Source organism: Streptomyces sp. MK7, assembly GCF_032658145.1.
Classification (GTDB): domain Bacteria; phylum Actinomycetota; class Actinomycetes; order Streptomycetales; family Streptomycetaceae; genus Streptomyces; species Streptomyces spiralis.
In genome coordinates this window covers 1-23,343 of the sequence record NZ_JAVACL010000018.1, presented here as the reverse complement: position 1 = coordinate 23,343, position 23,343 = coordinate 1, and the positions used below count along the sequence as shown (strand labels likewise).

General features: G+C 73.3%; 23 protein-coding genes. 9 read left to right on the top strand and 14 right to left on the bottom strand.

Annotated features, from left to right (window positions below):
* Nucleotides 1-21: 21 nt before the first annotated feature.
* Nucleotides 22-1,713: a DUF885 domain-containing protein gene (locus R2S09_RS20545; RefSeq protein WP_316742509.1), complete on the top strand. Its 1,692-nt coding sequence runs from the start codon at nt 22-24 to the stop codon at nt 1,711-1,713.
* A gap of 122 nt (nt 1,714-1,835) precedes the next feature.
* Here the strand turns inward: R2S09_RS20545 and R2S09_RS20540 are convergent, their stop codons facing one another.
* A complete protein-coding gene (locus tag R2S09_RS20540; RefSeq protein ID WP_316742507.1) occupies nt 1,836-2,336 on the bottom strand; it encodes a rhodanese-like domain-containing protein in 501 nt (166 codons plus the stop codon).
* 123 nt (nt 2,337-2,459) lie between these two features.
* On the opposite strand from R2S09_RS20540, the gene R2S09_RS20535 reads away from it, so the two are divergent.
* Complete coding sequence (locus tag R2S09_RS20535; RefSeq protein WP_306185597.1) at nt 2,460-2,906, top strand: Lrp/AsnC family transcriptional regulator; 447 nt, start codon at nt 2,460-2,462, stop codon at nt 2,904-2,906.
* A gap of 36 nt (nt 2,907-2,942) precedes the next feature.
* Here R2S09_RS20535 and R2S09_RS20530 read toward each other — a convergent pair whose 3' ends face one another.
* The 5 genes from R2S09_RS20530 to R2S09_RS20510 form a co-directional block, all read right to left on the bottom strand.
* Complete coding sequence (locus tag R2S09_RS20530) at nt 2,943-5,939, bottom strand: SMC family ATPase (RefSeq protein WP_316742506.1); 2,997 nt, start codon at nt 5,937-5,939, stop codon at nt 2,943-2,945.
* Nucleotides 5,936-7,099 (bottom strand): exonuclease SbcCD subunit D, encoded by a 1,164-nt coding sequence (locus R2S09_RS20525; protein ID WP_306185600.1) that lies wholly within the window; start codon nt 7,097-7,099, stop codon nt 5,936-5,938. The genes R2S09_RS20530 and R2S09_RS20525 overlap by 4 nt, the downstream gene beginning before the upstream one ends.
* Before the next feature lie 106 nt (nt 7,100-7,205).
* The gene (locus R2S09_RS20520) at nt 7,206-7,832 is read right to left on the bottom strand and encodes a YigZ family protein (RefSeq protein ID WP_306185602.1); all 627 of its coding nucleotides are present in this window, start codon (nt 7,830-7,832) and stop codon (nt 7,206-7,208) included.
* 310 nt (nt 7,833-8,142) lie between these two features.
* Entirely contained in the window at nt 8,143-8,691 is a 549-nt protein-coding gene (locus R2S09_RS20515; protein ID WP_306185604.1) for a histidine phosphatase family protein, read from the bottom strand.
* Nucleotides 8,688-9,419: a hypothetical protein gene (locus tag R2S09_RS20510; protein WP_316742505.1), complete on the bottom strand. Its 732-nt coding sequence runs from the start codon at nt 9,417-9,419 to the stop codon at nt 8,688-8,690. Before R2S09_RS20510 ends, R2S09_RS20515 begins: the two co-directional genes overlap by 4 nt.
* Before the next feature lie 144 nt (nt 9,420-9,563).
* On the opposite strand from R2S09_RS20510, the gene R2S09_RS20505 reads away from it, so the two are divergent.
* From R2S09_RS20505 to R2S09_RS20495, 3 genes are all read left to right on the top strand, one after another.
* Nucleotides 9,564-9,971: a CoA-binding protein gene (locus R2S09_RS20505; protein WP_306185607.1), complete on the top strand. Its 408-nt coding sequence runs from the start codon at nt 9,564-9,566 to the stop codon at nt 9,969-9,971.
* 203 nt (nt 9,972-10,174) lie between these two features.
* A complete protein-coding gene (locus R2S09_RS20500; RefSeq protein WP_306185609.1) occupies nt 10,175-11,812 on the top strand; it encodes an APC family permease in 1,638 nt (545 codons plus the stop codon).
* Between the two features lie 96 nt (nt 11,813-11,908).
* The gene (locus tag R2S09_RS20495; protein WP_306185611.1) at nt 11,909-13,132 is read left to right on the top strand and encodes a 4-hydroxybenzoate 3-monooxygenase; all 1,224 of its coding nucleotides are present in this window, start codon (nt 11,909-11,911) and stop codon (nt 13,130-13,132) included.
* Between the two features lie 71 nt (nt 13,133-13,203).
* On the opposite strand, the gene R2S09_RS20490 is transcribed toward R2S09_RS20495, so the two are convergent.
* Nucleotides 13,204-13,563 carry a metalloregulator ArsR/SmtB family transcription factor gene (locus tag R2S09_RS20490; protein ID WP_306185613.1) on the bottom strand — a complete coding sequence of 120 codons (360 nt, stop codon included), beginning with the start codon at nt 13,561-13,563 and terminating at the stop codon, nt 13,204-13,206.
* Between the two features lie 62 nt (nt 13,564-13,625).
* Here R2S09_RS20490 and R2S09_RS20485 point away from each other — a divergent pair, with 62 nt between their 5' ends.
* A complete protein-coding gene (locus R2S09_RS20485) occupies nt 13,626-14,708 on the top strand; it encodes a cation diffusion facilitator family transporter (RefSeq protein ID WP_316742503.1) in 1,083 nt (360 codons plus the stop codon).
* Between the two features lie 31 nt (nt 14,709-14,739).
* On the opposite strand, the gene R2S09_RS20480 is transcribed toward R2S09_RS20485, so the two are convergent.
* Both R2S09_RS20480 and R2S09_RS20475 read right to left on the bottom strand, forming a co-directional pair.
* The gene (locus tag R2S09_RS20480) at nt 14,740-15,294 is read right to left on the bottom strand and encodes a YbaK/EbsC family protein (RefSeq protein WP_306185617.1); all 555 of its coding nucleotides are present in this window, start codon (nt 15,292-15,294) and stop codon (nt 14,740-14,742) included.
* A 43-nt stretch (nt 15,295-15,337) separates the two neighbouring features.
* A complete protein-coding gene (locus tag R2S09_RS20475; RefSeq protein ID WP_316742502.1) occupies nt 15,338-15,910 on the bottom strand; it encodes an XRE family transcriptional regulator in 573 nt (190 codons plus the stop codon).
* A gap of 93 nt (nt 15,911-16,003) precedes the next feature.
* On the opposite strand from R2S09_RS20475, the gene R2S09_RS20470 reads away from it, so the two are divergent.
* Nucleotides 16,004-16,861: a DMT family transporter gene (locus R2S09_RS20470; protein ID WP_316742501.1), complete on the top strand. Its 858-nt coding sequence runs from the start codon at nt 16,004-16,006 to the stop codon at nt 16,859-16,861.
* A 29-nt stretch (nt 16,862-16,890) separates the two neighbouring features.
* Here R2S09_RS20470 and R2S09_RS20465 read toward each other — a convergent pair whose 3' ends face one another.
* The gene (locus tag R2S09_RS20465) at nt 16,891-17,682 is read right to left on the bottom strand and encodes an acyltransferase (RefSeq protein WP_316742500.1); all 792 of its coding nucleotides are present in this window, start codon (nt 17,680-17,682) and stop codon (nt 16,891-16,893) included.
* 106 nt (nt 17,683-17,788) lie between these two features.
* On the opposite strand from R2S09_RS20465, the gene R2S09_RS20460 reads away from it, so the two are divergent.
* A complete protein-coding gene (locus R2S09_RS20460) occupies nt 17,789-18,316 on the top strand; it encodes a gamma carbonic anhydrase family protein (RefSeq protein ID WP_316742499.1) in 528 nt (175 codons plus the stop codon).
* Nucleotides 18,317-18,363: 47 nt separating this feature from the next.
* On the opposite strand, the gene R2S09_RS20455 is transcribed toward R2S09_RS20460, so the two are convergent.
* From R2S09_RS20455 to R2S09_RS20445, 3 genes are all read right to left on the bottom strand, one after another.
* The gene (locus R2S09_RS20455) at nt 18,364-19,014 is read right to left on the bottom strand and encodes a DedA family protein (RefSeq protein ID WP_306185627.1); all 651 of its coding nucleotides are present in this window, start codon (nt 19,012-19,014) and stop codon (nt 18,364-18,366) included.
* A 67-nt stretch (nt 19,015-19,081) separates the two neighbouring features.
* Nucleotides 19,082-20,323, bottom strand: coding sequence for a hypothetical protein (locus R2S09_RS20450; RefSeq protein ID WP_399144260.1), 1,242 nt, complete (start codon nt 20,321-20,323; stop codon nt 19,082-19,084).
* A gap of 353 nt (nt 20,324-20,676) precedes the next feature.
* Nucleotides 20,677-21,114: a DUF4442 domain-containing protein gene (locus R2S09_RS20445; RefSeq protein WP_306185719.1), complete on the bottom strand. Its 438-nt coding sequence runs from the start codon at nt 21,112-21,114 to the stop codon at nt 20,677-20,679.
* 141 nt (nt 21,115-21,255) lie between these two features.
* On the opposite strand from R2S09_RS20445, the gene R2S09_RS20440 reads away from it, so the two are divergent.
* A complete protein-coding gene (locus tag R2S09_RS20440; RefSeq protein WP_306185629.1) occupies nt 21,256-22,299 on the top strand; it encodes a hypothetical protein in 1,044 nt (347 codons plus the stop codon).
* 37 nt (nt 22,300-22,336) lie between these two features.
* Here the strand turns inward: R2S09_RS20440 and R2S09_RS20435 are convergent, their stop codons facing one another.
* Nucleotides 22,337-23,182 carry a spermidine synthase gene (locus R2S09_RS20435; RefSeq protein ID WP_306185631.1) on the bottom strand — a complete coding sequence of 282 codons (846 nt, stop codon included), beginning with the start codon at nt 23,180-23,182 and terminating at the stop codon, nt 22,337-22,339.
* Nucleotides 23,183-23,343 lie beyond the last annotated feature (161 nt).

The following is a 23,343-nucleotide window of genomic DNA, read 5'->3' as shown; positions in this document are numbered from 1 at the left end:
CCTCGTACGAGGATGGTCGCCATGTCAGAGACCAACAGCGCGCTCCCCCGTCAGGTCGCCGACGCCTACGTCGACGAACTCATCGCCCTCGACCCGATCACCGGCACCTTCCTCGGCGTGAAGGAGAGTTCGAGCAGGCTGCCCGACACCTCGCCCGCGGGCCAGGAGGCGCTGGCGGAGCTGGCGCGCACCACGCTGGCCCGCCTGGACGAGGCCGAACGCCGGCCCGGCGCGGACAGTGACATCGAGCGCCGGTGCGCGCGCCTGCTGCGCGAGCGGCTCACCGCGGAACTCGCCGTGCACGACGCCGACGAGGGTCTGCGCGCGGTGAGCAACATCCACAGCCCCGTGCACTCGGTACGCGAAGTCTTCACGATCACCCCCACCGACACCGACGAGGACTGGGCGGCGGTCGCCGAGCGGCTGCGCGCCGTACCGGCCGCGCTGCGCGGCTACCGCGAGTCCCTGGCCCTCGGCCTGGAGCGCAAGCTGTACGCGGGCCCCCGGCCGACCCGGACCTTCGTCGAGCAGCTCACCGAGTGGTCGGACACGAACGGTCAGGGCCGCGGGTGGTTCGAGGACTTCGCCGCCGCCGGTCCCGAGTCCCTGCGCGGCGAACTCGACGAGGCCGCCCGGGCGGCGACCGCGGCCATCGTCGAGCTGCGCGACTGGATGCGCGACGTGTACGCGCCGACGATCGAGGGCACCCCGGACACGGTCGGCCGCGAGCGCTACGCCCGCTTCTCGCGCTACTTCAACGGCACGGACCTGGACCTCGACGAGGCCTACGCGTACGGCTGGTCGGAGTTCCACCGGCTGCTCGCCGAGATGAAGAAGGAGGCCGACAAGGTCCTGCCGGGCGCCGGGACCCCGTGGGTGGCGCTCGCGCATCTCGACACCCACGGCGCGCACATCGAGGGTGTGGACGAGGTCCGCACCTGGCTGCAGGGCCTGATGGACGAGGCGATCGACGCGCTGGACGGCACCCACTTCGAACTCGCCGAGCGGGTGCGGCGGGTGGAGTCGCGCATCGCCCCGCCCGGCGGCGCCGCGGCCCCCTACTACACTCCGCCGTCCGCCGACTTCTCGCGGCCGGGCCGCACCTGGCTGCCGACCATGGGACAGACCCGGTTCCCGGCGTACGACCTGGTCTCGACCTGGTACCACGAAGGCGTCCCCGGCCACCACCTGCAGCTCGCCCAGTGGGCGCACGTGGCGGAGAACCTCTCGCGCTACCAGGCGACGGTGGGCATCGTCAGCGCCAACGCCGAGGGCTGGGCCCTGTACGCGGAACGCCTGATGGACGAACTCGGGTTCCTCACCGACCCGGAGCGCCGGCTGGGCTACCTGGACGCGCAGATGATGCGGGCGGTCCGCGTCATCATCGACATCGGCATGCACCTGGAGCTGGACATCCCGGCGGACTCGCCGTTCCACCCCGGTGAGCGCTGGACGCCGGAACTGGCGCAGGAGTTCTTCGGCGCGCACAGCAGCCGTCCGCGGGACTTCGTGGCGAGCGAGCTGATCCGCTATCTGTCGATGCCCGGCCAGGCGATCGGCTACAAGCTGGGCGAGCGGGCCTGGCTGCTCGGCCGCGAGAACGCCAGGAAGCGGCACGGCGACGCGTTCGACGCGAAGGCCTGGCACATGGCGGCCCTGTCCCAGGGGTCGCTGGGCCTGGACGACCTGGTGGACGAACTCTCGCAGCTGTGAACCAGCCGGGGCGGGTGACCGGACTCCGGCCGCCCGCCCCGACCCTCGGCGCGAGATCGACCGCCCGCCCCGACCGGGAGCGGCCGACACGACTTCGGCCGCCCGCCCCGGTCCGCGGTGCGTCAGCAGCCGCAGTCGTCTCCCTCCGCCGGCGCGGTCAGCGGGTCGGCGGCCCGGCGGTCGCCGCCCTGCCATGTCTCGTAGGCGAAGCCCTCGCGCACCCAGTACTCGAAGCCGCCGAGCATCTCCTTGACCCGGTAGCCGAGTTCGGCGAGGGCCAGGGCGGCGCGGGTACCACCGTTGCAGCCCGGGCCCCAGCAGTAGGCGACCACCGGGACGGACCTGTCGAGCAGCGCCTCCGCCTGCTCGGGGATCAGAGCGGTCGGCAGATGCACCGCGCGGGGAATGTGCCCCTGGTCCCAGGCCTCGGTGGAGCGGGAGTCGAGCAGGACGAAGCCGGGGTCGCCGCCGGCCGCGAGCGCGGCGGCGACGTCGGACACGTCGGCGTGGAATGCGAGGCTCGCACGGAAGTAGGCGGCGGCCTCCCCCGGAGGGGCGGGCGGGACCCGCAGCACCGGGTGGGCGGCGAAGGTGCTGTCGGCGGTGACGGGCGCGGCGGTCATCGTGGGGTCCTTCCGTGGGCGGTCTCGGCACCCGGAAATCTACGGTCGAAGATCACCTCCATGAAGGGGCGATCCACGGCGCACCTCTTGATCGGCCGGGGATCGCCCTGGTATCCATCGCCCATGACCGCGTTTTCCCCGGACGCCACCGACTGGCGCATACTCGACGTCCTCCAGCGGGACGGGCGGGCCGGCTTCGCCGAGCTGGCGCGGGCGGTGTCGATGTCCCCGAGCGCGGTCACCGAACGGGTGCGCCGCCTGGAGGAGGCGGGCGTCATCCAGGGATACGCGGCCGTGGTCGACCCGGAGCGGCTGGGGATGCCGATCCTGGCCTTCGTCCGGCTGCGCTACCCCAACGGCAACTACAAGCCCTTCCACGACCTGGTCGCCGCCACCCCCGAGATCCTGGAGGCGCACCATGTGACGGGCGACGACTGCTTCGTCATCAAGGTCGCCGCGCGCTCCATGCGCCACCTGGAGGAGGTGTCCGGCAGGATCGGCGCGCTGGGCTCGGTGACCACGAGCATCGTGTACTCCTCGCCCCTGCCCCGCCGCCCTCTGGGCCGCTGAGGTCCGAGGGGCCGGCAGAGGGGCGGCGGGGCAGGGTCAGGCCACTCCGCGCTGCCGCACCGTCGAGCCCGACCGGCCCTTGACGACCTCCAGCTGGGCGTGGATCCGGCGGCGCAGGTCGGCGACATGGCTGACGATGCCGACGCTGCGGTCGCGTTCGCGCAGGGAGTCCAGGACGTCCAGGACCTCGTCCAGGGTCTGGTCGTCCAGGCTGCCGAAGCCCTCGTCGATGAAGAGGGTGTCCAGCCGGACGCCGCCGGCCTCGTCGGTGACGACGTCGGCGAGTCCGAGGGCGAGGGCGAGCGAGGCGAAGAACGTCTCCCCGCCCGACAGGGTCGCCGTGTCCCGCTCACGCCCCGTCCACGCGTCGACGACGTGCAGCCCGAGGCCGCTGCGGCCGCGTCCGGCCCGGTCGTCGGAGTGGACCAGGGTGTAGCGGCCGGACGACATGCGCTGCAGCCGTGCGGTCGCGGCGGCGGCCACCTGTTCCAGCCGGGCGGCGAGGACGTAGGACTCCAGGCGCATCTTGCGCTCGTTGTCGGCGGAGGTCCCCGCGGTGAGCGCGGCGAGCCGGGCCACGCGGTCGTACTCCCGGCGCAGGGGTGCCAGGCGGCGTACGCCGGTGGCCGCGCGCGCGGACAGCCGGTCGAGTTCGGCGCTGCGGCGGGCGGCGGCGTCCCGCGCGGATGCGGCCTCGCGCAGCCGCAGGCCCGCGGTGGCCGCGGCGGTCTCCGCCGCCGTGGGGTCGGCGGGCTCGTGCCCGGCGGCGGCCACGGTGTCGGCCTCGGCGAGGACGGCGCGGACGGCGGCCTCCTCGGTGTGCCATGCGTCCAGGCGGTGCTGGAGTTCGCGGTGGGCGGCGTCGTCGAGGAGCGCGGCGACCGCGGCCCGCGGGGTGTCGAAACCGGCCCGGAACGCTGCCTCGGCGAGCCGCCCGTCGGCGTCCTTGAGGCGTTCGGCGCTCTCCTCGGCGGCCCGCGCGGCCTCCGCGGCGTCGGTGAGGAGCGCCACCTGGCGTTCCAGTTGCGCGACCCGTGCGGCGACGCTCGCGGCGGCACCCCTGGCTTCGGCCAGCTCGGCCTCCAGGGTGGTCTGTTCGCGGTCCAGGTTCTCCTTGCGGGTCAGCCGGGCGACCGACCTGACCTCGGCCTGCCGGCGGTCGGCGAGCCGGCGCTCGTGCTCCTGCTCCGCCCGGCGCAGCTCCTCCCGGGCGGCGTGCAGCCCGGAGGCCTCCTGGCGTGCGCGCGTGAGCTCCCGCTCCAGCGCCTCCGCCTCCTCGGCGAGTTGCGCCGCGGGCGCGTCGCCCGCCTCGGCGGTGGCGGCGGCCAGTCGCTCACGCAGGGCGGCGAGCCGGCGCTCGTGGTCGGCGCGCCGCTCCTCGGCGTCCTGGAGGGCGGCCAGGGCGCGCTCCTCCGCCTCGCGGTCGACGTGCCCGGTGACCCGGCGCGCGGGTGCGGGGTGTTCGGTGGCACCGCAGACGGCGCAGGGCTCGCCGTCGGTGAGGTTCGCGGCGAGCTCGGCGGCGATCCCGTTCAGGCGCTGCTCTTTCAGGTCCAGCCAGTGGTCCTTGGCGCGCACGGCGCGTTCGGCGGAGTCGAGGACTCGCCGCTGTGCCTCGTCGGTGTCCCGGAGGAGCTGGTCGCGCAGCCTGGCCGCGCCGAGCCGGGCCTGGGCCCCCTCGCGCCGGACGGCCAGCTGGTCCGCCTGGCCGGCCGCCTCCTGGGCGGCCTCGGCACGGGCCTGGAGTCCGGCGCGGGTGTTCTCCCATCCGGCGAGCCAGGCCTCGGCCTCCTGGAGCACGTCCTCGTCGGCGCGCTCCTGGCGGTCCACGTCCGCGCGCTCGGCGACGAGGTCGGCCAGGCGCCGCTCGGCACGGCGGGCCGACTCCAGTCCGCCCAGTTCCTCGGCGGCCCGGCGCGCTGCGGCGGCCAGTCCGGCCGCGCCGGCGTCGGCGAAGGTCTCGGGCAGCAGCGCACGCGCGTGTGTCCCGGCGGCGGCAGCCCGCCGGTGTGCGGCGTCGGCGGCCTCTCGCAGCTCCAGCGCCGGTGCCACGGTCTGCGCCTTGCGCCCCCGCTCCATCCGCTCCTGCGTCCGGCGGTGCTCCCCGGCCCGCTCCTCCAGGCGTGCGGCACGATCCCGCGCCTCGGTGAACCGGTGTTGCAGCCGGGCCAGTTCGCGTACGTCGTGCAGGGCGCGCTCGGCGGCGGCGTGGGCGGCCTCGGCGGCCGTGAGCCGGCAGTGGGCGACGGTCAGCTGCTCGCGCGCGGTACTGCGGGCGACGGCGGCGGCGGTCAGCACGGCCTCGGCCAGTCCCGGCTCGCCGGGGGCCAGCTCCGGCAGCTCCATGGTGTCGCCGGCCGCCTGCTGCATGCGGTGGGCGTCGGCCAGCAGCGCGGCATCGCCCTCGCGCACCTGGGCCTCGGTGGCGCGCCGGCGCTCGGCGAGGCGCTTTTCCACCTCGGCGAAGCGGTGGGTGTCGAAGAGGCGGCCGAGCAGTTTGCCGCGGGCCTCGGCGTCGGCGCGCAGGAAGCGGGCGAAGTCGCCCTGCGGCAACAGCACGACCTGGCAGAACTGTTCGCGGCTCATGCCGAGCAGCTGGGTGATCTCCTCACCTGTCTCCTGGTGGGAGCGGCTGAGGTCCTTCCAGGCGCCCGTGGTCGCGTCGTACTCGCGCAGCCAGGTCTGCGCCTTGTCGACGGTGGTGCCGGTGCCACGCCGCTTCGGGCGTGCCCGGGGCGGCTGCCGGGTGATCTCCAGGCGGCGTCCGGCGACGGTGAGACCGAGGGTGACCTCGGTACGGGTGCCCGTGGCGGCGTGGTCGCTGCGCAGGGTGATCCCCTGCCCGCTGCCCTGACGTGCGCCGGGCACCGAGCCGTACAGGGCGTAGCACACGGCGTCCAGAACGGACGTCTTGCCGGCCCCGGTCGGTCCGTGCAGCAGGAACAGTCCGGCGGCCGACAGGGCGTCGAAGTCGATGCTCTGGGAACCCCCGAACGGCCCGAAGGCGGTGATGTCGAGCCGGTGCAGCCTCACCGCGCCACCTCTCGTTCCGCCTCGTCGGCGCGTACGGCGTCGAAGGCTTCGCGCAGGACGGCCCGTTCGTCCGCGTCGGGTCCCGCACCGCGCACATGGGCGACGAAGTCCTCGGCGATCTGCTGGTCGCTGCGGTCCGCGAGCCGGCGTGCGTAGGACACGTCCGGGTCGTCGGGGGCACGCTCGGGGTCGAAGACGAGGCTGAGGGTGTGCGGGAAGCGCTCGGTGAGGCAGGCCATCGGGTCGGCCGGGCGGACCGGGTCGGTGAGCGTGGCCTCGACCCAGGCGTCCTGGTGGCGGGCGAGGCCGGGATCGGCGAGCAGTTCCTCCAGCGTGCCCCGGATCCGGGCCAGCGGGCGCGGGACCGGGCAGCCGACCCGCTCGGCGCCGACCCTGCCGTCGGCGTCGAGGTCGACGAGCCACATGCTCTTGTGGTGGTCGGCCTCCGAGAAGGAGTACGGCAGCGGGGACCCGGAGTAGCGCACGCGCTCGGTGATGGTCTGGCAGCCGTGCAGATGCCCCAGGGCGGCGTAGTCGACGCCGTCGAAGACACCCGCGGGGACGGCGGCCACCCCGCCGACGGTGATGTCCCGCTCGCTGTCGCTGGCCTCGCCGCCGGTCACGAAGGCGTGCGCGAGGACGACGGAGCGGGTGTCGGGCGCGCGCGTGGCGAGGTCGGCGCGCACCCGGTCCATGGCGGCGGCGAGCACGGCCTCGTGCTCCGCCTTATCGACCCCGAAGTGGTCCTTGACGAGGGCCGGTTCCAGATACGGCAGGCCATAGAAGGCGACGTCGCCGTGGGCGTCGGCCATCACCACCGGTGTGGCGCACGCCGCGGGCTCGGTACGCAGATGGATGCCGGCGCGGTCGATGAGCCCCGCGCCGACTCCGAGCCGGCGGGCGGAGTCGTGGTTGCCGGAGATCATCACGGTGGGCACGCCGAGGTCCGCGAGCCGGTGCAGGGCGTCGTCGAACAGCTCGACGGCGGCCAGCGGGGGCACCGCGCGGTCGTACACGTCTCCCGACACGACCACCGCGTCGACGTCGTGCTCACGCACGGTCGCGACGAGGTGGCCGATGAACGCGGCCTGGGCCTCGAGCATGCTCACCCGGTGGAAGGACCGGCCCAGGTGCCAGTCGGACGTGTGCAGCAGCCTCATGATCCCCGAGAGTAACGGCCGGGTCCGACATCACGGGTGGTTACTCCCGTATCAGCCGTCATGGGCGGTGAAGTACGGCCCTGTTGCTGGCGAAATACCCGTTTCGTCATGCATCGCCGTAGGCCTCTCCGCCGAGTTCGAGCCCGGCGGTGCCCGCCGTCACATCCGCGAGCCATGCCCGGAAGGCGTCCACGTCGGCGTCCGGCAGGCCGATCTCGATCGTGACCGCCTCGCCGTAGCGCACGTCCCGCACCTCCCGCCCGGTCGCCCTGAGGTCGTTCTGCACCTTGCCGGCGCGCTGGTGGTCGACGGTCACCGTGGCGAGGCGGAAGCGCCGGCGCGTCAGGGTGCCGAGGGCGTCCAGCGCCTCGCCGACCGCTCCGCCGTAGGCGCGGATGAGGCCGCCCGCGCCGAGCTTGACGCCGCCGTAGTAGCGGGTGACGACGGCGACGACGTAACGCATGTCGCGGCGCAGCAGCATCTGGAGCATGGGCACCCCGGCGGTGCCGCCCGGTTCCCCGTCGTCGCTGGCCTTCTGGATGCCGGCGTCGGCTCCGATGACGTAGGCCCAGCAGTTGTGCGTGGCGTCCGCGTGCTCCTTGCGGACGGCCGCGACGAAGTCCTGGGCCTCCTGCTCGGTGGCCGCCGGGGCGAGCGCGCACAGGAAGCGGGAGCGGTTGACCTCGGTCTCGTGCACGCCCGGGCGGGCGACTGTGCGGTACTCGTCCTGCATCCGGCCAGCCTAGGTCCTGTCGTCACATTCCCGTCGTCCGCCCGCGGGGCGGCCTCGCGGCGTCAGGTGCGTGCTCTGGGGGCTCCCCCGGCCGAAGGCCGGGGGAGTGCCGGGCCCTGACCCTCGTACTGGATGTACTCGGGTCCGGGCCCGGTGCGGCGAGTGGGGCACCTCCCACGCCGTCAAGGCAGTGGCGGAGCGTGCACGGCGTCGCGGGGCAGGCGGGAATGTGACGACAGGGCCTCGGGGACTCCTCCGGCGCCCAGCCCCCGTCCTGGTCGCTCCGGGAGCCGGCGCCTGGGAGACCCCCCTAGGACCTGCCCTTCGTGCCCCGCGGCACGGTCAGCCCGGTCAGCAGGGCGATGCCGGGGGCGAGTGCGTTCCAGCCGGTGCCGTGCCAGGCGAGCACGGCGATCGCGGAGGTGGGGAACTTCACCCGGAGCCGCTCCAACGTGTCGTCCAGGCCCTCCCCGGCGAGATGGAGCACCAGTTCCTCCAGGCCCGGGTTGTGCCCGATCAGCAGCAGTGTCTCCACCTGCGGCGGCGTCTCGCGCACGGCCTCCAGCAGGGTGGGGACGTCGGCGGCGTACAGCCGCGGGTCGAGACGCACCGGCGGCGGGGTGCCCCATTCGGCGGAGGCCAGTTCCCAGGTCCGGCGGGCCCGCAGGGCCGTGGAGCACAGCGCGAGGTCCGGCAGGCAGTCGGACGCGGCGAGCGCGCGGCCCGCGGCGGGGGCGTCCCGGCGGCCACGGGGCGCGAGCGGGCGGTCGTGGTCGGTGACGCCCTCGGGCCGGGCGGACTTCGCGTGCCGCAGGACCACCAGGCGGCGCAGCGGGCCGACTCCCGCGCGCGTGCTCATGGCGCGCGTCCGACGTCGCGGGTGAGGTCCAGGCCGAGCAGGCGGTCCGCGTAGGCGTACGTCTCGAAGCGGGCGCCGTCCGCCAGGTCCGGCCGGGTCTCGACCCACTCCAGCACCCGGAGCGTCGCGGTGACGTCCAGGTCGTCCTCCCAGCTTCCGCGCAGCCGTCCGCGCACGTCGTCGGGGACGGGCCGCGAGGGCTGCCGCGCCCAGTCGGCGACCGCGCGGCGCCAGTGGGCGAGGGTCCGGCCGGCCTCGTCGAGCGTGTCGGCGTCGAGTCGCAGGAGCAGGGTGCGGCGGCGGGCGAGCAGGGCGAGGCGCCAGATGGCGGGGTCGGCGTCGGCCGCCGGGATGAGGGGAACGGCCGCGTCGACGGGTGCGACGGCGAGCCGGACGCCCTCGGGTGCGGTCTTGTCGGCCTCACCGGCCACGTGCACGACCTGTGCCTCGCCCAGCGCGGCACCCAGACCGCGGCTGTCCTCGAAGGGCCGGATGCCGAGGGCCGCGGCGGCCGCCCGCAGTTCCGCCTGCTGGCGCTCGCCGGTCAGCAGGGCCCACACCGGCGTACCGCCCAGCTCCAGGGCGCGGACGAGCAGGTCGGCGACGAGGAGCACCCGCAGCCCCGAGGCGTCGAAGCCTGACGCGTGCACCTCGATGCGGGTCAGGCCACGGCGAGCGGGGGCGGCCTCCATGGGCTCGCCGGTCAGGGCGTCGATGATGCGCAGCACGGCCCGAGCGTAGGCCCCCGACCGGCCGCGCGCAGGCGTCCGGCACACGTTCCGGACATCGTGGCGCCCCGCCTGGGGAATCGGCGGGCCGAGGCCGCTGTTGGCGCAGTCGGCAACCTTCCCCGAGACGCGAGGAGACCTGTGGTGTACGGCGATGCGGCGACGGTCCGGAAGATCCTGACCGAACTCGGTGACACCTGGGCCGTCGTGGGCCTGTCGAACAACCGCGACCGTGCCGCGTACCGCGTGGCACAGGTGCTGCAGCGGTTCGGCAAGAAGGTCGTCCCGGTGCACCCCAAGGCGGAGACCGTGCACGGCGAGCAGGGCTACGCCTCCCTCGCGGACATCCCCTTCGACGTGGACGTGGTGGACGTCTTCGTCAACAGCGACCTGGCCGGTCCGGTCGCCGACGAGGCGGTCGCCAAGGGCGCCAAGGCGGTGTGGTTCCAGCTCGGCGTCGTCGACGAGGCCGCCTACGAGCGGACCCAGGCCGCGGGCCTGGAGATGGTCATGGATCGCTGCCCGGCGATCGAAATTCCGCGCCTGAACTAGCCTGTGACAAGCTCTTCCGACATCTCGATATTGAATAGAAACATTCTGCGATGGCCGTTGACCTGGGTAAAGGGTGCACCAAAGAAGCACCCTTGGAAGAGTCAAATTTAGGGCGACGATCTTCTGCGGAGGGGGTCGGCATTCCTACTCTGAGCCGCCGTCGGGCGTTAATTCGGTGTTCAGATAGTGAAAGGCCCCTTGACATGGCGAAACTCGACCATGTAACCGCCGACGTCACCCGGGACCAGACCGGTCTCCGGCGTGACGTCGGTCTGATCGGTCTGATGTGGGCCTCGGTCGGTTCCATCATCGGCTCCGGCTGGCTCTACGGCGCCGAGAAGGCCGTGGTGATGGCCGGCCCGGCCGCGATCATCTCCTGGCTGATCGGCACCGTGGCGATCGTGCTGCTGGCGCTCGTGCACGCGGAGCTCGGCGGCATGTTCCCGGTGGCGGGCGGCACGGCCCGCTACCCGCACTACGCCTTCGGCGGCCTGGCCGGCATGTCCTTCGGCTGGTTCTCCTGGCTCCAGGCGGCCACCGTGGCCCCCATCGAGGTCGAGGCGATGATCGGCTACGCCGGTCACTGGCACTTCGCCCAGGGCCTCCAGCACACCGACGGCACCCTGACGACCAGCGGGTTCATCGTCGCCGTCGTACTGATGGCCGTGTTCGTCGTGGTCAACTTCCTGGGTGTGCGCGTGCTGGCCCACACCAACAGCGCGGCCACCTGGTGGAAGATCGCCGTACCGCTTGCCACGATCTTCATCATCGCGGTGGGCAACTTCCACCCGCACAACTTCACCGTCCAGGGCTTCGCCCCGTTCGGCGCCAAGGGCGTGCTGGGCGCCATCAGCTCCAGCGGCATCATCTTCGCCCTGCTGGGCTTCGAGCAGGCGATCCAGCTGGCCGGCGAGAGCCGCAACCCCAAGCGTGACCTGCCGCGCGCCACCCTCGGCTCGGTCGCCATCGGCGCGACCATCTACCTCCTGCTCCAGATCGTGTTCATCGGCGCGCTGCCGCTCGGCTCCTTCGCGCACGGCTGGGCCAAGCTGGACTTCCCCGGCATCAGCGGCCCCTGGGCGGGCATCGCCACCCTGGTGGGCCTCGGCTGGCTGAGCGTGGTGCTCTACATCGACGCCGTCATCTCCCCCGGCGGCACGGGCCTGATCTACGTCACCGCCACCTCCCGGGTCTCCTACGGGCTGGCGAAGAACGGCTACGCCCCCAAGCTCTTCGAGCGGATCGACACGCGCGGTGTGCCGTGGTTCGGTCTCGCCATCTCCTTCGTGACCGGCGTGGTCTGCTTCCTGCCCTTCCCCAGCTGGCAGGAGCTGGTCGGCTTCATCACCTCGGCGAGCGTGCTGATGTACGCGGGCGCCCCGCTGGCCTACGGCGTGTTCGCCGACCGGCTGCCGCACCACGAGCGGCCCTACCGCCTGCCCGCGGGCAAGGTGATCTCGCCGCTGTCCTTCGTGGTCGCCAACCTCATCATCTACTGGGCCGGCTGGGACACGCTCTGGCGGCTCGGCATCGCGATCGTCCTCGGCTACGTGCTGCTCGGCGGCTACGCCTGGTACGCCACCAACAAGCAGCTCCCCGACGCGCCCCGGCTGGACTTCAAGGCCGCCCAGTGGCTGCCCGGCTATCTGCTCGGCATGGGCCTGATCTCGTGGCAGGGCGGCTTCGGCGGCCAGGGCCACATCGGGCTGTGGTGGGACATGGCCGTCGTCGCGGCGTTCTCGCTGGGCGTCTACTACTGGGCGAAGGCCACCGCGTCCCGGTCCGAGGAGATCGAGCGCAGCATCGAGGAGGTCGTGGTCACCGACGCACCCGCGCACTGACCACGGTCACACGCCGGTCCCGCTCCCGTACGGTGTCCCGTCGGCCGCACCCCCACCACCGGGGCGCGCCTGACGGGACACCGTCATAATGCCCGGGTGACTCAGTCCTCCCCCCACACCGACTCCCCTTCCCGCGAACGCTTTCCGGTCGTCATCGTCGGCGCCGGACCGGCGGGGCTCACCGTCGGCAACATCCTGCGGGCCGCCTCCGTCGACTGCCTTGTCCTGGAGACCGAGTCCCGTCGGTTCATCGAACAGCGGCCCCGTGCCGGGGTCCTGGAGGAGTGGGCCGTACGCGCTCTGGAACGCCATGGCCTGGCCGCGAACCTGCTGGAACGGGCCGGACGGCACACCACCTGCGAGTTCCGCTTCGACGGCGCCGGCCACCGCTTCCCGTACACGGACCTGACGGGCCATCACCACTTCGTGTACCCGCAACCGCTGCTCGTGACGGACCTGGTGCGCGAGTACGCCGACGTCCGGGGCGGCGGCATCCGCTTCGGCGTGCGGGACGTGACGCTGCACGACACCGACACGGACCGGCCGTCGGTGTCGTACCTCTGCCCCGAGACGGGACTACGACGGGTGATCCACTGCGACTTCGTCGCCGGATGCGACGGAGCCCGCGGGGTGAGCCGGTCCGCGCTCGTCCCGGAGCGGGCCCGGATCGCCCGGCACGACTACGGCATCGGCTGGCTGGCGCTGCTCGCCGAGGCCCCGCCGTCCTCCGACCGCGTGCTCTTCGGCGTCCACCCGCGCGGCTTCGCCGGGCACATGCCCCGCAGCGCGGACGTGACCCGCTACTACCTTCAGTGCCCGCCCGGCGACGACCCGCAGAACTGGCCGCACGAGCGCGTCTGGGCCGAGCTGCGGCAGCGGCTCGCCGCGGCGGACGCCCCGCCGCTCATGGAGGGCCGGCTGCTGGAGCAGCGGGTGCTCGACATGCACGACTACGTCGTGGAACCGATGGCCTCCGGCCGGCTGTTCCTGGCCGGTGACGCGGCGCATCTGACGGCGCCCATCGCGGCGAAAGGCATGAACCTCGCCCTGCACGACGCCTTCCTGCTCGGTGACGCGCTCGCCGCGTACATCACCCGGGGCGACGAGGGCGGCCTGGCCGGCTACTCGGCGGCGTGCCTGCGGCGCGTGTGGGACTACCAGGAATTCTCCCAGTGGCTCTCCGACGTCTACCACGGCACCGCGTCGGGCGATCCGTTCCAGGCGGGCACCACACTCGCCCGGCTGCGCCGGCTGTTCACCTCGCCGGCCGCGGCGGCCGCCTTCGCCGAGCAGTACCTCGGCACGGCCGGCCACTTCTGAGGACGGACCCCGGGGCCGAGCGCCGGTCACCGTCACCGGTCGCGAGGCACGCGGGCCGCGAGGCACGCGGGTCAGTCGTGGAGCGGCCGGTCGCCGAGCCGGTGGTCGGCCACGTTCAGCGCCTCGGCGACCAGACGGCGCAGATGGCCGTCGTGCAGGGAGTAGATCACCCGGCGGCCCTCCTTGCGGGTGGCCACGAGCCCGGCCAGCCGCAGCCGGGCCAGGTGCTGGCTGACGGCGGGGCGGGCGGCGCCGCACGCCTCGGTGAGCGTGGTGACGTCGGCCTCGCCCGAGGTCAGTGCGTGCAGCAGGGTGAGCCGGGTGCGGTCGCCGAGCAGGGCGAGCAGTTCGGCGGCGAGCGCGATCTGCTCCTCGCCCGGGGTGCGCGGGTGCACATGGTGCGCAGGTGATAGGTGCATGCGTGCGCTCATACGCACATAATGGCGTCGTGGGCGCCCGGCGTCCACCTCCCGCGCACCGGAAGGGGAACGACGTGAGCGACCGGCACCACCCCCACGACCACGGTCACAGCCACGGCCACGACCACAGCCGTGATCATGCGCACCCGCACCCCCACTCCCACGCGCCGGCGTCCCTCCGGCACCGCGTGCGGCACGTCCTGACGCCCCACTCCCACGAGACCGCGGACAAGCTCGACTCCGCGCTGGAGTCCTCGGCGCGCGGCATGCGGGCCCTGTGGGTCTCGCTGGCCGTACTGGGGGCGACCGCGCTCGTCCAGGCGCTGGTGGTGGTGGGGTCCGGCTCGGTCGCCCTGCTCGGCGACACGGTGCACAACGCGGCGGACGCCCTGACCGCCGTGCCGCTGGGCATCGCCTTCGTGCTGGGCCGCAGGGCCGCGACCCGCCGCTTCACCTACGGTTACGGGCGCGCCGAGGACCTGGCCGGTCTGGTGATCGTGCTGACGATCGCGGCGTCTGCGGTGTTCGCGGCGTGGGCGGCGGTCGAACGGCTCGTCGATCCGCGTCCCGTGCAGCATCTCCCGGCGGTGGCCGTGGCGGCCCTGGTCGGGTTCGCGGGCAACGAGTGGGTGGCCCGGTACCGGATCCGGGTGGGCCGGGCGATCGGTTCGGCCGCACTCGTCGCCGACGGACTGCACGCCCGTACGGACGGCTTCACCTCGCTCGCCGTGCTGCTGGGCGCGGGCGGCGCGGCCCTGGGGTGGCAGTCGGCCGACCCGATCGTGGGGCTGGCGATCACGGCGGCGATCGCGCTGGTGCTGCGCGACGCGGCGCGCGAAGTGTTCCGGCGGATGATGGACGCCGTCGACCCGGCCCTCGTGGACCGGGCCGAGGGGGCCCTGCGCCAGGTGCCCGGGGTGCACGCCGTGGGCGAGCTGCGGCTGCGCTGGATCGGTCACCGGCTGCGGGCGGAGGTCGCGGTGGTGGTGGACGGCGAGGCGACCCTGCGCCAGGCCCACGCGGTCGCCGTCGACGCCGAACACGCCCTGCTGCACACCGTCCCGGGGCTCACCGCGGCCCTGGTCCACGCCGACCCCGCCCCCTCCCCGGGCGAATCCGACCCCCACCTCACCCTCGCCCACCACGCGTCGCCCTGAGCAGGCGTGGCTCGGGCCCCCTGTTCAGACGTCAGGTGCCCAGACCGTCCAGCACCACCGCGCCCGGGAGTTCCGCGAAGGCCTTGCCCGGGACGAGGAGCTTGCCGCGGCGGCGGCCGCTGCCGACCAGGACGTACGGGAGGTCGACGACGGCGGAGTCGACCAGTACCGGCCAGCTCTCGGGCAGCCCGATCGGGGTGATGCCGCCGTACTCCATGCCGGTCTCCCCCGTGGCCACGTCCATCGGCGCGAACGAGGCCTTGCGGGCGTCGAGTTGGCGGCGTACGACGCCGTTGACGTCGACGCGCGTCGTCGACAGGGCCACACACGCGGCCAGCCGGCTCTCACCGCCGCGCTTGCCCGCCACCACCACGCAGTTCGCGGACCGCTCCAGCAGGTCCTGGCCGTAGTGCTCGACGAAGACCGCGGTGTCGGCCCACCGCGGGTCGGTCTCGACGTAGACGATCTGGTCGGCGGGGACGCTGCCGCGCCAGTGGCGCAGGGCGTCGGCGACGGGGCGGACGAGTTCGCCGAGGCAGTCGGGCGCGGGGACGGCCCGGTCGAAGTCTCCGATGGGTGCGCGCATGACCGCACGGTAACAGCCGCCCGGCGCGCGCCGCCGGAGCGTCTCAGCGCACGGGCGGCACCGACACCGCCATCACCATCTCCATGGGCACGGCACCCTCGTTGGCATATGTGTGCGGCGTGTTGGCCTCGAAGGACGCGCTCGCGCCCTCGGGCACGCGGTACTCCACCCCGTCCACGGTGAGCGTCAGTTCCCCCGCCGTGACGTGGACCAGTTCGACCGTTCCGCCCGGGTGCGGGTCGGAGGCGCTGCGCTCCCCCGGCATCAGGCGCCACTCCCACATCTCCAGCGGGCCCGGCGCCTCGACGCCCGCCAGCAGCCGGTTGTAGCTGCCGGCGTCGGTGTGCCAGAGCCGGACGGCCTGCTCGGCGGGGACGACGCGGACCTTCGGACCCTGCTCGTAGTCGAGCAGGGTGGTGATGCTGACGCCGAGCGCGTCACCGATCTTGACGACGGTGCCGAGGCTGGGATTGGTGCGGGCCTGCTCGATCTGGATGAGCATGCCGCGGCTGACTCCCGCTCGGGCGGCGAGCGTGTCCAGCGTGAAGCCGCGCTCGGTGCGCCAGCGCTTGACGTTGCGCGCCAGGGACTGGGTCAGTAGTTCGAGGTCCGACACATTCCGTCCAATATTCTTGATGACAGAGTTCACTTCACTGAACTACGGTGGGGTGCACCCGATCGTTCACCGAACTGTACTGCGAGGCGTCCCGTGACAGCATTCTTCGCCCTGGCCACCAGCCTCCTGTGGGGCCTGGCCGACTTCGGCGGCGGACTGCTCACGCGGCGCAACCCGGCGCTGACGGTGGTCGTGGTCTCCCAGACGATCGCGGCGGCGGTGCTGGGCGCGATCGTGGTCGCCACCGGCGGCTGGAGCGAGGCCGGGCCGCGGCTGTGGTTCGCCTTCGCCGCGGGCCTGGTCGGGCCGGTGGCGATGCTCTCCTTCTACAAGGCGCTGGCGCTCGGCCCGATGGGCGTGGTCTCGCCGCTCGCCACCCTGAGCGTGGCCGTCCCCATCGGGGTCGGCCTGGTGCTCGGCGAGCGGCCGGGACTGCTCCAGGCCGCGGGCATCGCGGTCGCCGTCACCGGTGTGATCCTCGCGGGCGGGCCGCAGATGGGGGGCGCGGCCGTGCAGCGGCGGACGATCTGGCTGACGCTCGTCGCCGCCCTCGGCTTCGGCACGGTGTTCGCGCTGATCGCCGAGGCGTCGACCACGGTCACCGGGCTCTTCCTCGCGCTGTTCGTGCAGCGGGTGACCAACGTGGCCGCGGGCGGGGCCGCGCTGTACCTCTCCGCCCGCCGGGGCGGGGCCGTGCTGCCGGAGGCCGGATTCCCCTGGGGTGCCCTGCCGGCCCTCGCCTTCGTCGGACTCGCGGACGTGGCCGCCAACGGCACGTACTCGGTCGCCGCCCAGCACGGCCCGGTCACCGTGGCCGCCGTGCTCGCCTCCCTGTACCCGGTGGTGACCGCGCTGGCCGCCCGCGGCTTCCTCAGTGAAAGGCTGCGGGCCGTCCAGGCGGCGGGAGCGGGTCTGGCGCTGGTGGGGACGCTGCTGCTGGCGACGGGGTGAGACGCCCTCTAGGAGCCCCTGGGAGTCCCCTAGGAGCGCGCCGCCGAGGAACCGGAGTCCTCCGCACCGCCCAGTTGCGCGAGCCCGGCCACGCTCTCCGGGTCCAGGTCCGCCAGCGCCACCAGCTGCTCCGGGGTGACACCGTCCGGTATCGGCACCGGTGCCGGTGTCCGCAGCGGGGGCTGCCAGCCGCCGGCGGGCGTCCACCGGCGTACGACCCGGGCGGGCGCCCCCGCGACCACGGCGTGGTCGGGCACCTCGCCGCGCACCACCGCACCGGCCGCGACCACCACGTTCCGCCCGATCCGCGCCCCGGGCAGGACCACCGCCCCGGTGCCGATCCAGCACCCGGGCCCGATCTCCACCGGCTCCATCCGCGGCCACTGCTTGCCGATGGGCTGGTGCGGGTCGTCGTAGGAGTGGTTGGTGGAGGTGACGTAGACGTACGGCCCGAAGTAGCAGTCGCTGCCGATGGTGACCGTCGTGTCGGCGATGACATGGCTGCCGCGGCCGAGGACGACTCCGTCGCCGATGCGCAGGATCGGGTCCGGCCCGAGGTCGAGGTCGGGCATCAGACCGGCCGTCAGCGTGACCTGCTCGCCGACGATGCAGTGCGCACCGAGATGGATCCACGGTTCACCGAAGACCGTGCCGAGCGGGAAGGCCAGCCTGGTACCTGTTCCCATCGCGCCGAAGCGGAAGCGCCCGGGGTGTTCCGCCGTGACGGAGCCCGTGCGCTGCACCCAGGCCCAGCCCGCGTGGACGGCGCGCTGCGCGAGGCGGCGCCGCCATGATGAGAACGTGTTCTTGCGCTTGGGCACCCGCTCACCGTACTCAGGCCGTGCCGCCCCCATGAGACCGGACGCCTGTGATCTTCACCCCACCGGATGACGTACGGTGCGGGGTGTCGACGACAAGGAGAGGGCGATGACGCACAGGGCGCTGATCACGGGCATCGGTGGCAAGGAGCCGAAGATCGACGGGGAGGCGTTCGTCGCGCCCACGTCCTCGCTGATCGGAGACGTGACGGTGGAGGCCGGGGCGAGCATCTGGTACGGCGCGGTGGTCCGGGGCGACGTCGAGCGGATCTTCGTCGGCGCGCGGAGCAACATCCAGGACAACTGCACCCTGCACGCGGACCCCGGTTTCCCGGTGACCATCGGCGAGCGGGTGTCCGTCGGCCACAACGCGGTCGTCCACGGGGCGACGGTGGAGGACGACTGCCTGATCGGCATGGGGGCGACCGTGCTGAACGGCGCGGTCGTCGGAGCGGGATCACTCGTCGCCGCTCAGGCCCTGGTGCCGCAGGGCATGGTGGTGCCGCCGGGTTCGCTGGTGGCAGGGGTGCCGGCGAAGGTGCGGCGGGAGCTGACGGAGGAGGAGCGCCAGGGCCTCACGCTCAACGGCACGATGTACGCGGAACTGGCGAAGGCCCACCGGGACGTGCACCGGTAGCGGACGGACAGCTCTGCGCGGTGGTGCACAACCGGCCTGCTCGAGGCCTATTCGGCGGCGCCCACGGTCTCGGCCTCGGCCTCCTGCGCGGCACCCCGCGCCTTCTGCGCCTTGCGCCTGAGCACCAGCATCGACCCCAGCCCGATGAGCACGGCCACCACCAGGCCGAGCCAGGAGAACTTCTTCAGCCAGGACTCGGCGACGACACCGACGTAGTAGATGACGGCCGTCGTGCCGCCCGCCCAGCAGATGCCGCCGAGCACGTTGGCGGTGAGGAACTTCCAGTACGGCATCCGCAGCACGCCCGCGAGCGGGCCGGCGAAGATGCGCAGCAGGGCGACGAAACGGCCGAAGAACACGGCCCACATGCCCCACTTCTCGAAGGAGCGTTCGGCCGTGGCGACATGTCCGTCGCTGAAGTGCTTGGGGAACCTCCTCCCCAGCCAGGCGAGCAGCGGTCTGCCGCCCTTGCGGCCGATGGCGTAGCCGATGGAGTCGCCGACGACCGCGCCGGCGGTGGCACAAGCGCCCAGCACGACGGGGTTGACACCGGTGTGCTGCGAGGACATCAGGGCCGCCGAGACCAGGACGATCTCGCCGGGCAGGGGGATGCCCAGGCTCTCCAGCCCGATGACCAGGGCCACCACGGCGTAGACGGCACCTGCGGGCACCGAGTCGAGCCACTCCTGGACGTGCACCGCCGGTTCCTCCCCGTTTCGCGTCCGCGTGTTCCCGGGCGCGCCGCGAAGAGCGCCCCCGGGAAGCCTACCGGTCCGGCCCGCAAGGGTGGTGTGCCATGGTTCGCCCGGAGTTCTCCGAAGCGGACGCGGACGGGGTGCCGGGGGCGACCGTGACCGTGCGGGCGGGATCGCCGGGCGCTCCCCAGGTGACCCGGGGGACGGGGACGGCCCGGTCGGCCGTCCAGCCCTTGGCCGCCAGGACGGTGGCGAGCAGGACGAGCGAGGCGAGTCCGACGGCCACGGCCAGGGCCGTGCGGTGCCGGTTCCCGTGTCCATGTCCGTGCCCGCGCCATGGGGGCGTGCGTCCGGAGAACGGGCCGCCGCCGGCGCCCGCCACACCGGCGATGCCTCGACGTCCGGCGCGCGCGAGGCCGGCCGGCCCGGACGCGCGGTGGGCCCCCGGGGCCGCCGCGGCCGGGCCGGCCGCGGCGGCCGCGGCGCGGGCCGGCCGGGAGTCCAGATAGCGGCGGGCGCCCCAGCCGAGCACGGCCTCGGCGATCAGGACGTGCAGGCCGCCGTCGAAGTGACCGAGTTGTTCGGCCGCGTGCCGGCAGTGCCGGCAGGCGCGGAGGTGCTGCCGGACATCGGGCAGCAGCGTCCCGCCACGGCGCAGGGGAACGTCGAGAAGCCGGTTGTAGTAGCGGCATTCACCGCTCGGCGCGAGTTCCCGGTGTGCGCGCACGCAGCCCGCCCGGAATTGCTCCCGTGCCTGTTCCAGCGTGCCCGCCGCGCAGTCGGCGTCCATCGCCAGCAGACCCGACGGTATGGTTATGGGTTCGGCCTCGACCTCGGTGTGCCACAACAGGCACTGGAAAGCGCCGGGAAGGGCCTGGAAAGCCCTTTCCGCCAGCAGCCGCTTTTCGGACGTCATGGACTTCACCGCACGAAGACCGCGACCTCCTGAAGGTCTGCTCAGTTCCGGCAGTACGGCGCGCGCCGCCTCGTCGGCGGCCCATTCCCGGACGGTTTCCCGGGCGGCGACGAGGAGTTGCGGGCGCAGGGCGCCGCCGACCGCGCCTCCGGTCAGCCGGCGCAGCACCTGCCGGAAGGCGGCGGTGGCCACCATGGCCGCCGAATCACCCGGCGCCGCAAGGCAGATGGCGGCGTAGTCGTAGGTCGCCCGCCAGTGCCGGGCGAGCAGCAGCGCGACGGCGTGGTGGCCACCGTCGGGGTCCCGCAGCCGGGCGACGAGACGGCGGTCGGACTCGGCCGCGGTCACACCGGGGTGGGGCGGATAGGGAGGGCGTGGGGGGTGGGGGGCTTGCACTGGACCTTTTCCTTTCAGGCCGCAGGACGGCACACGGAACGCGTCCAGGGGACGCGGGTGCCGGAGGGGTGCGCACCTGACCGGGAAAGGGAGGCCGGTCATCGCCTTTCCCGCAGGGGAGGCTCACTTTCGCACACGCTACTCACGGGAAACAAGGAGTTCGAAAGGCCGAAGTGGCAATGCCCGGAAATGCCAGGGGAGTTACCGCGAGTATCCGCACCCGCATTCGAAAATTCCCCAGGCACCCCGACCTGTGGACGGCCGGGGCCCGATGACACACGAAACCGCCAACTCCGGCCCTCACCCCGCCGGATGAGGGACCGGAGCGGACGCCGGCGGCGGTGCAGCCCCGCTCAGCCGTTCGGCCGGAGGGTCCAGACGACCGTCATCTCGCTGGTGACGGCGCCGTCCTCACGCTGGATCCGCACGGCCACCGGGAACTCGGGGCGCCGGCCCTCGTCGAGTTCGGCGACGACCTCGGCGGCGGGGCGGCCGAGGGTCGCGGTGGCCTTGACCGGACCGAGGGCGATCTTCTTGAACGCGATCTGAGCGTTGACCGGCAGCGGCACCGCCCGCGAGAGCTGGTCGCCGAAGGCGGCGAGGACGACCGCCCCGCTGGCCGACTCGCCGAGCGTGAACATCGCCCCGGCGTGCGGTCCGCCGACGTGGTTGCGGTACTCGCCCTGGTCCGGCAGGGACAGCACGGCCCGCTCCGGAGTGGTCTCCAGGTACTCGAGGTTCAGGGTCCGAACCATCGGCACCGTGGCGGCGAGCAACTCGCCGATCGACATCTGATCTGCGCTCATGGCATCATGTTACTTACGAGTAGCAGACCTGACCAGAGTGATCCCGGTGCGCGTCCGCCGATCTGGTACGTCCCTGACAAGGCCCGGTGACCGAATCGTGTCCCCGGCACCATAGGGTTGCTGCTCATGTGGCCAGGACAGCAGCCGCCCGGGGGCGAGCAGAACCCGCAGAACAACCCGTACCAGCAGCCGGGTTACCAGCAGCCGAATCCCTATCAGCAGCCCGGGTACCAACAGCCCAACCCCTACCCCCAGCCGCCGCAGCAGCAGCCGCAGTGGGGCGCCCCCGCCCCCGTGGGCGGGCCGCAGCCGCCGACCGGCACGGGCGGCGGTGGCGGCGGCGCCAACCGGACCAAGCTCGTCGCGATCATCGCCGCGACGGCCGTGGTGGTGGCGGCCGGTGTGACCGGGTTCCTGGTCCTCGGCCGCGACAAGGACGACAAGGCGGACGGCGGCAAGACCGACGGCAAGGCGAGCCGGTCCGCGTCGGCCTCGGCATCGGGCGGCGCGAGCCCGTCCGACACCACGACGGGCGACAACCCGCGCGGCACTCAGACCGAGAAGCCGGTGATCCCCGGCTGGAAGGTCGTCCTCAACCCCAAGCACGGCACGGCCTTCGACGTCCCGCCCGACTGGAAGGTCGACTCCCCCGGTGTGGTCAGCGGCTTCGAGGACAAGAAGAAGGGCGACGGCTCTCCCTACATCGTGTTCTCCGCGCCCGCCTTCCTGAAGGAGAACTGGTGCACGTCCGACGACGACAAGGACGGCAACAAGGAGACCAGTTCCCTGGCGTCCAGTGGCACCAAGGGTGAGAACGGCGGCAAGGACACCGCCAGCATCGCCCGCGGGGACGCCGCCGCGTTCGCCTTCGGCGGCTACACCGACCAGAGCGACGCCGCCAAGAAGTACCTGCGGATCGGCAAGGCCAAGCCCTACACCACCAAGTCCGGCCTGAAGGGCAGCGTCGCCATCTCGTTCACCGTGGGCGTGCCGAAGACGCACAAGTGCGACAGCGACGGCAAGGCGACCAGCTTCGCCTTCAAGAACTCGCAGGGCGACTTCACCTCCTGGACCCTCTACGCCGCCAAGGGCGTCAAGGACGAGCTCTCCAACGCCACCATCCTGAAGATCCTCAGCACGGTCCGGCTGCACGGGGACCCGACCGGCTGACCGGGCACGGGCGCGGTAGGCGGGCGGGACGAACGGGTCAGCCGACGCTGAACGTCCCGCCCGGAGGCTCGGGTGAGGGTACGGCGTCCTCGTCCCCGACGGCGGCGGCCGTGCCGATGAACTCCCGCAGGGCGGCGCCGTGTTCGACGCGGGCGGGGAAGACGTCGGCGGCGGTGAGCCGGGCCAGGGCGGCCGTGTCGACGGGGCGGTGCGCGGCGATCAGCACCGCGTTGCCGAAACGCCGGCCGCGCAGCACGCCGGGCTCCGCGATCACCACCAGCTCCTCGAACAGCGTGGCGAACGTGGCGAGTTGGGAGCGCAGGAAGGCGAAGGGCGCCGCGTCGGCGAGGTTCGCGAGGTAGATGCCGTCGGCGCGCAGCACCCGCTCGGCCTCACGGGCGTAGGCGAGGGTCGTGAGGTGGGCCGGGACCCGGGAGCCGCCGAAGACGTCGGCGATCAGCACGTCCGCGGAATCGGCCCGGGCTGCTTCCAGCCAGGCGCGGGCGTCGGCGGTGTGCAGCCCCGTCCCCGCGTCGTCCGGCAGCGGGAGGTGGCTGACGACCAGCTCCAGCAGGGCCCGGTCGGCCTCGACGACCTCCTGGCGGGATCCGGGGCGGGTCGCGGCCACGTAGCGGGGCAGGGTGAGCGCACCGCCGCCCAGGTGCAGGACGTCCAGCGGGCGGCCCGGTTCCGCGACGGTGTCCAGGACGTGCCCGAGCCGGCGCGCGTACTCGAACTCCAGGTGCGTGGGCTCGTCCAGGTCGACGTACGACTGCGGCGCCCCGTCCACGGTGAGCAGCCAGGCCCGTTCGCGGTCGATGTCGGGCATCAGCTTGGCGGTCCCGTGATCGACGGCGCGGGTCACGGGTATGGACTCGGTCACGGGTCCATTGTGCCGGTCCGTACGTCCGGTGCGCGCCGCCGCGGCACCGGACGTACGGACCGGCAGGTGACCTCGCCGGGGGGGGGGCGGGCGCGCCCCGCCCCCCCCCCCAGCGGGGGGGGCACCCCCCCCGTCACCCCCCCGCCGGGCCCCCGGCCCCC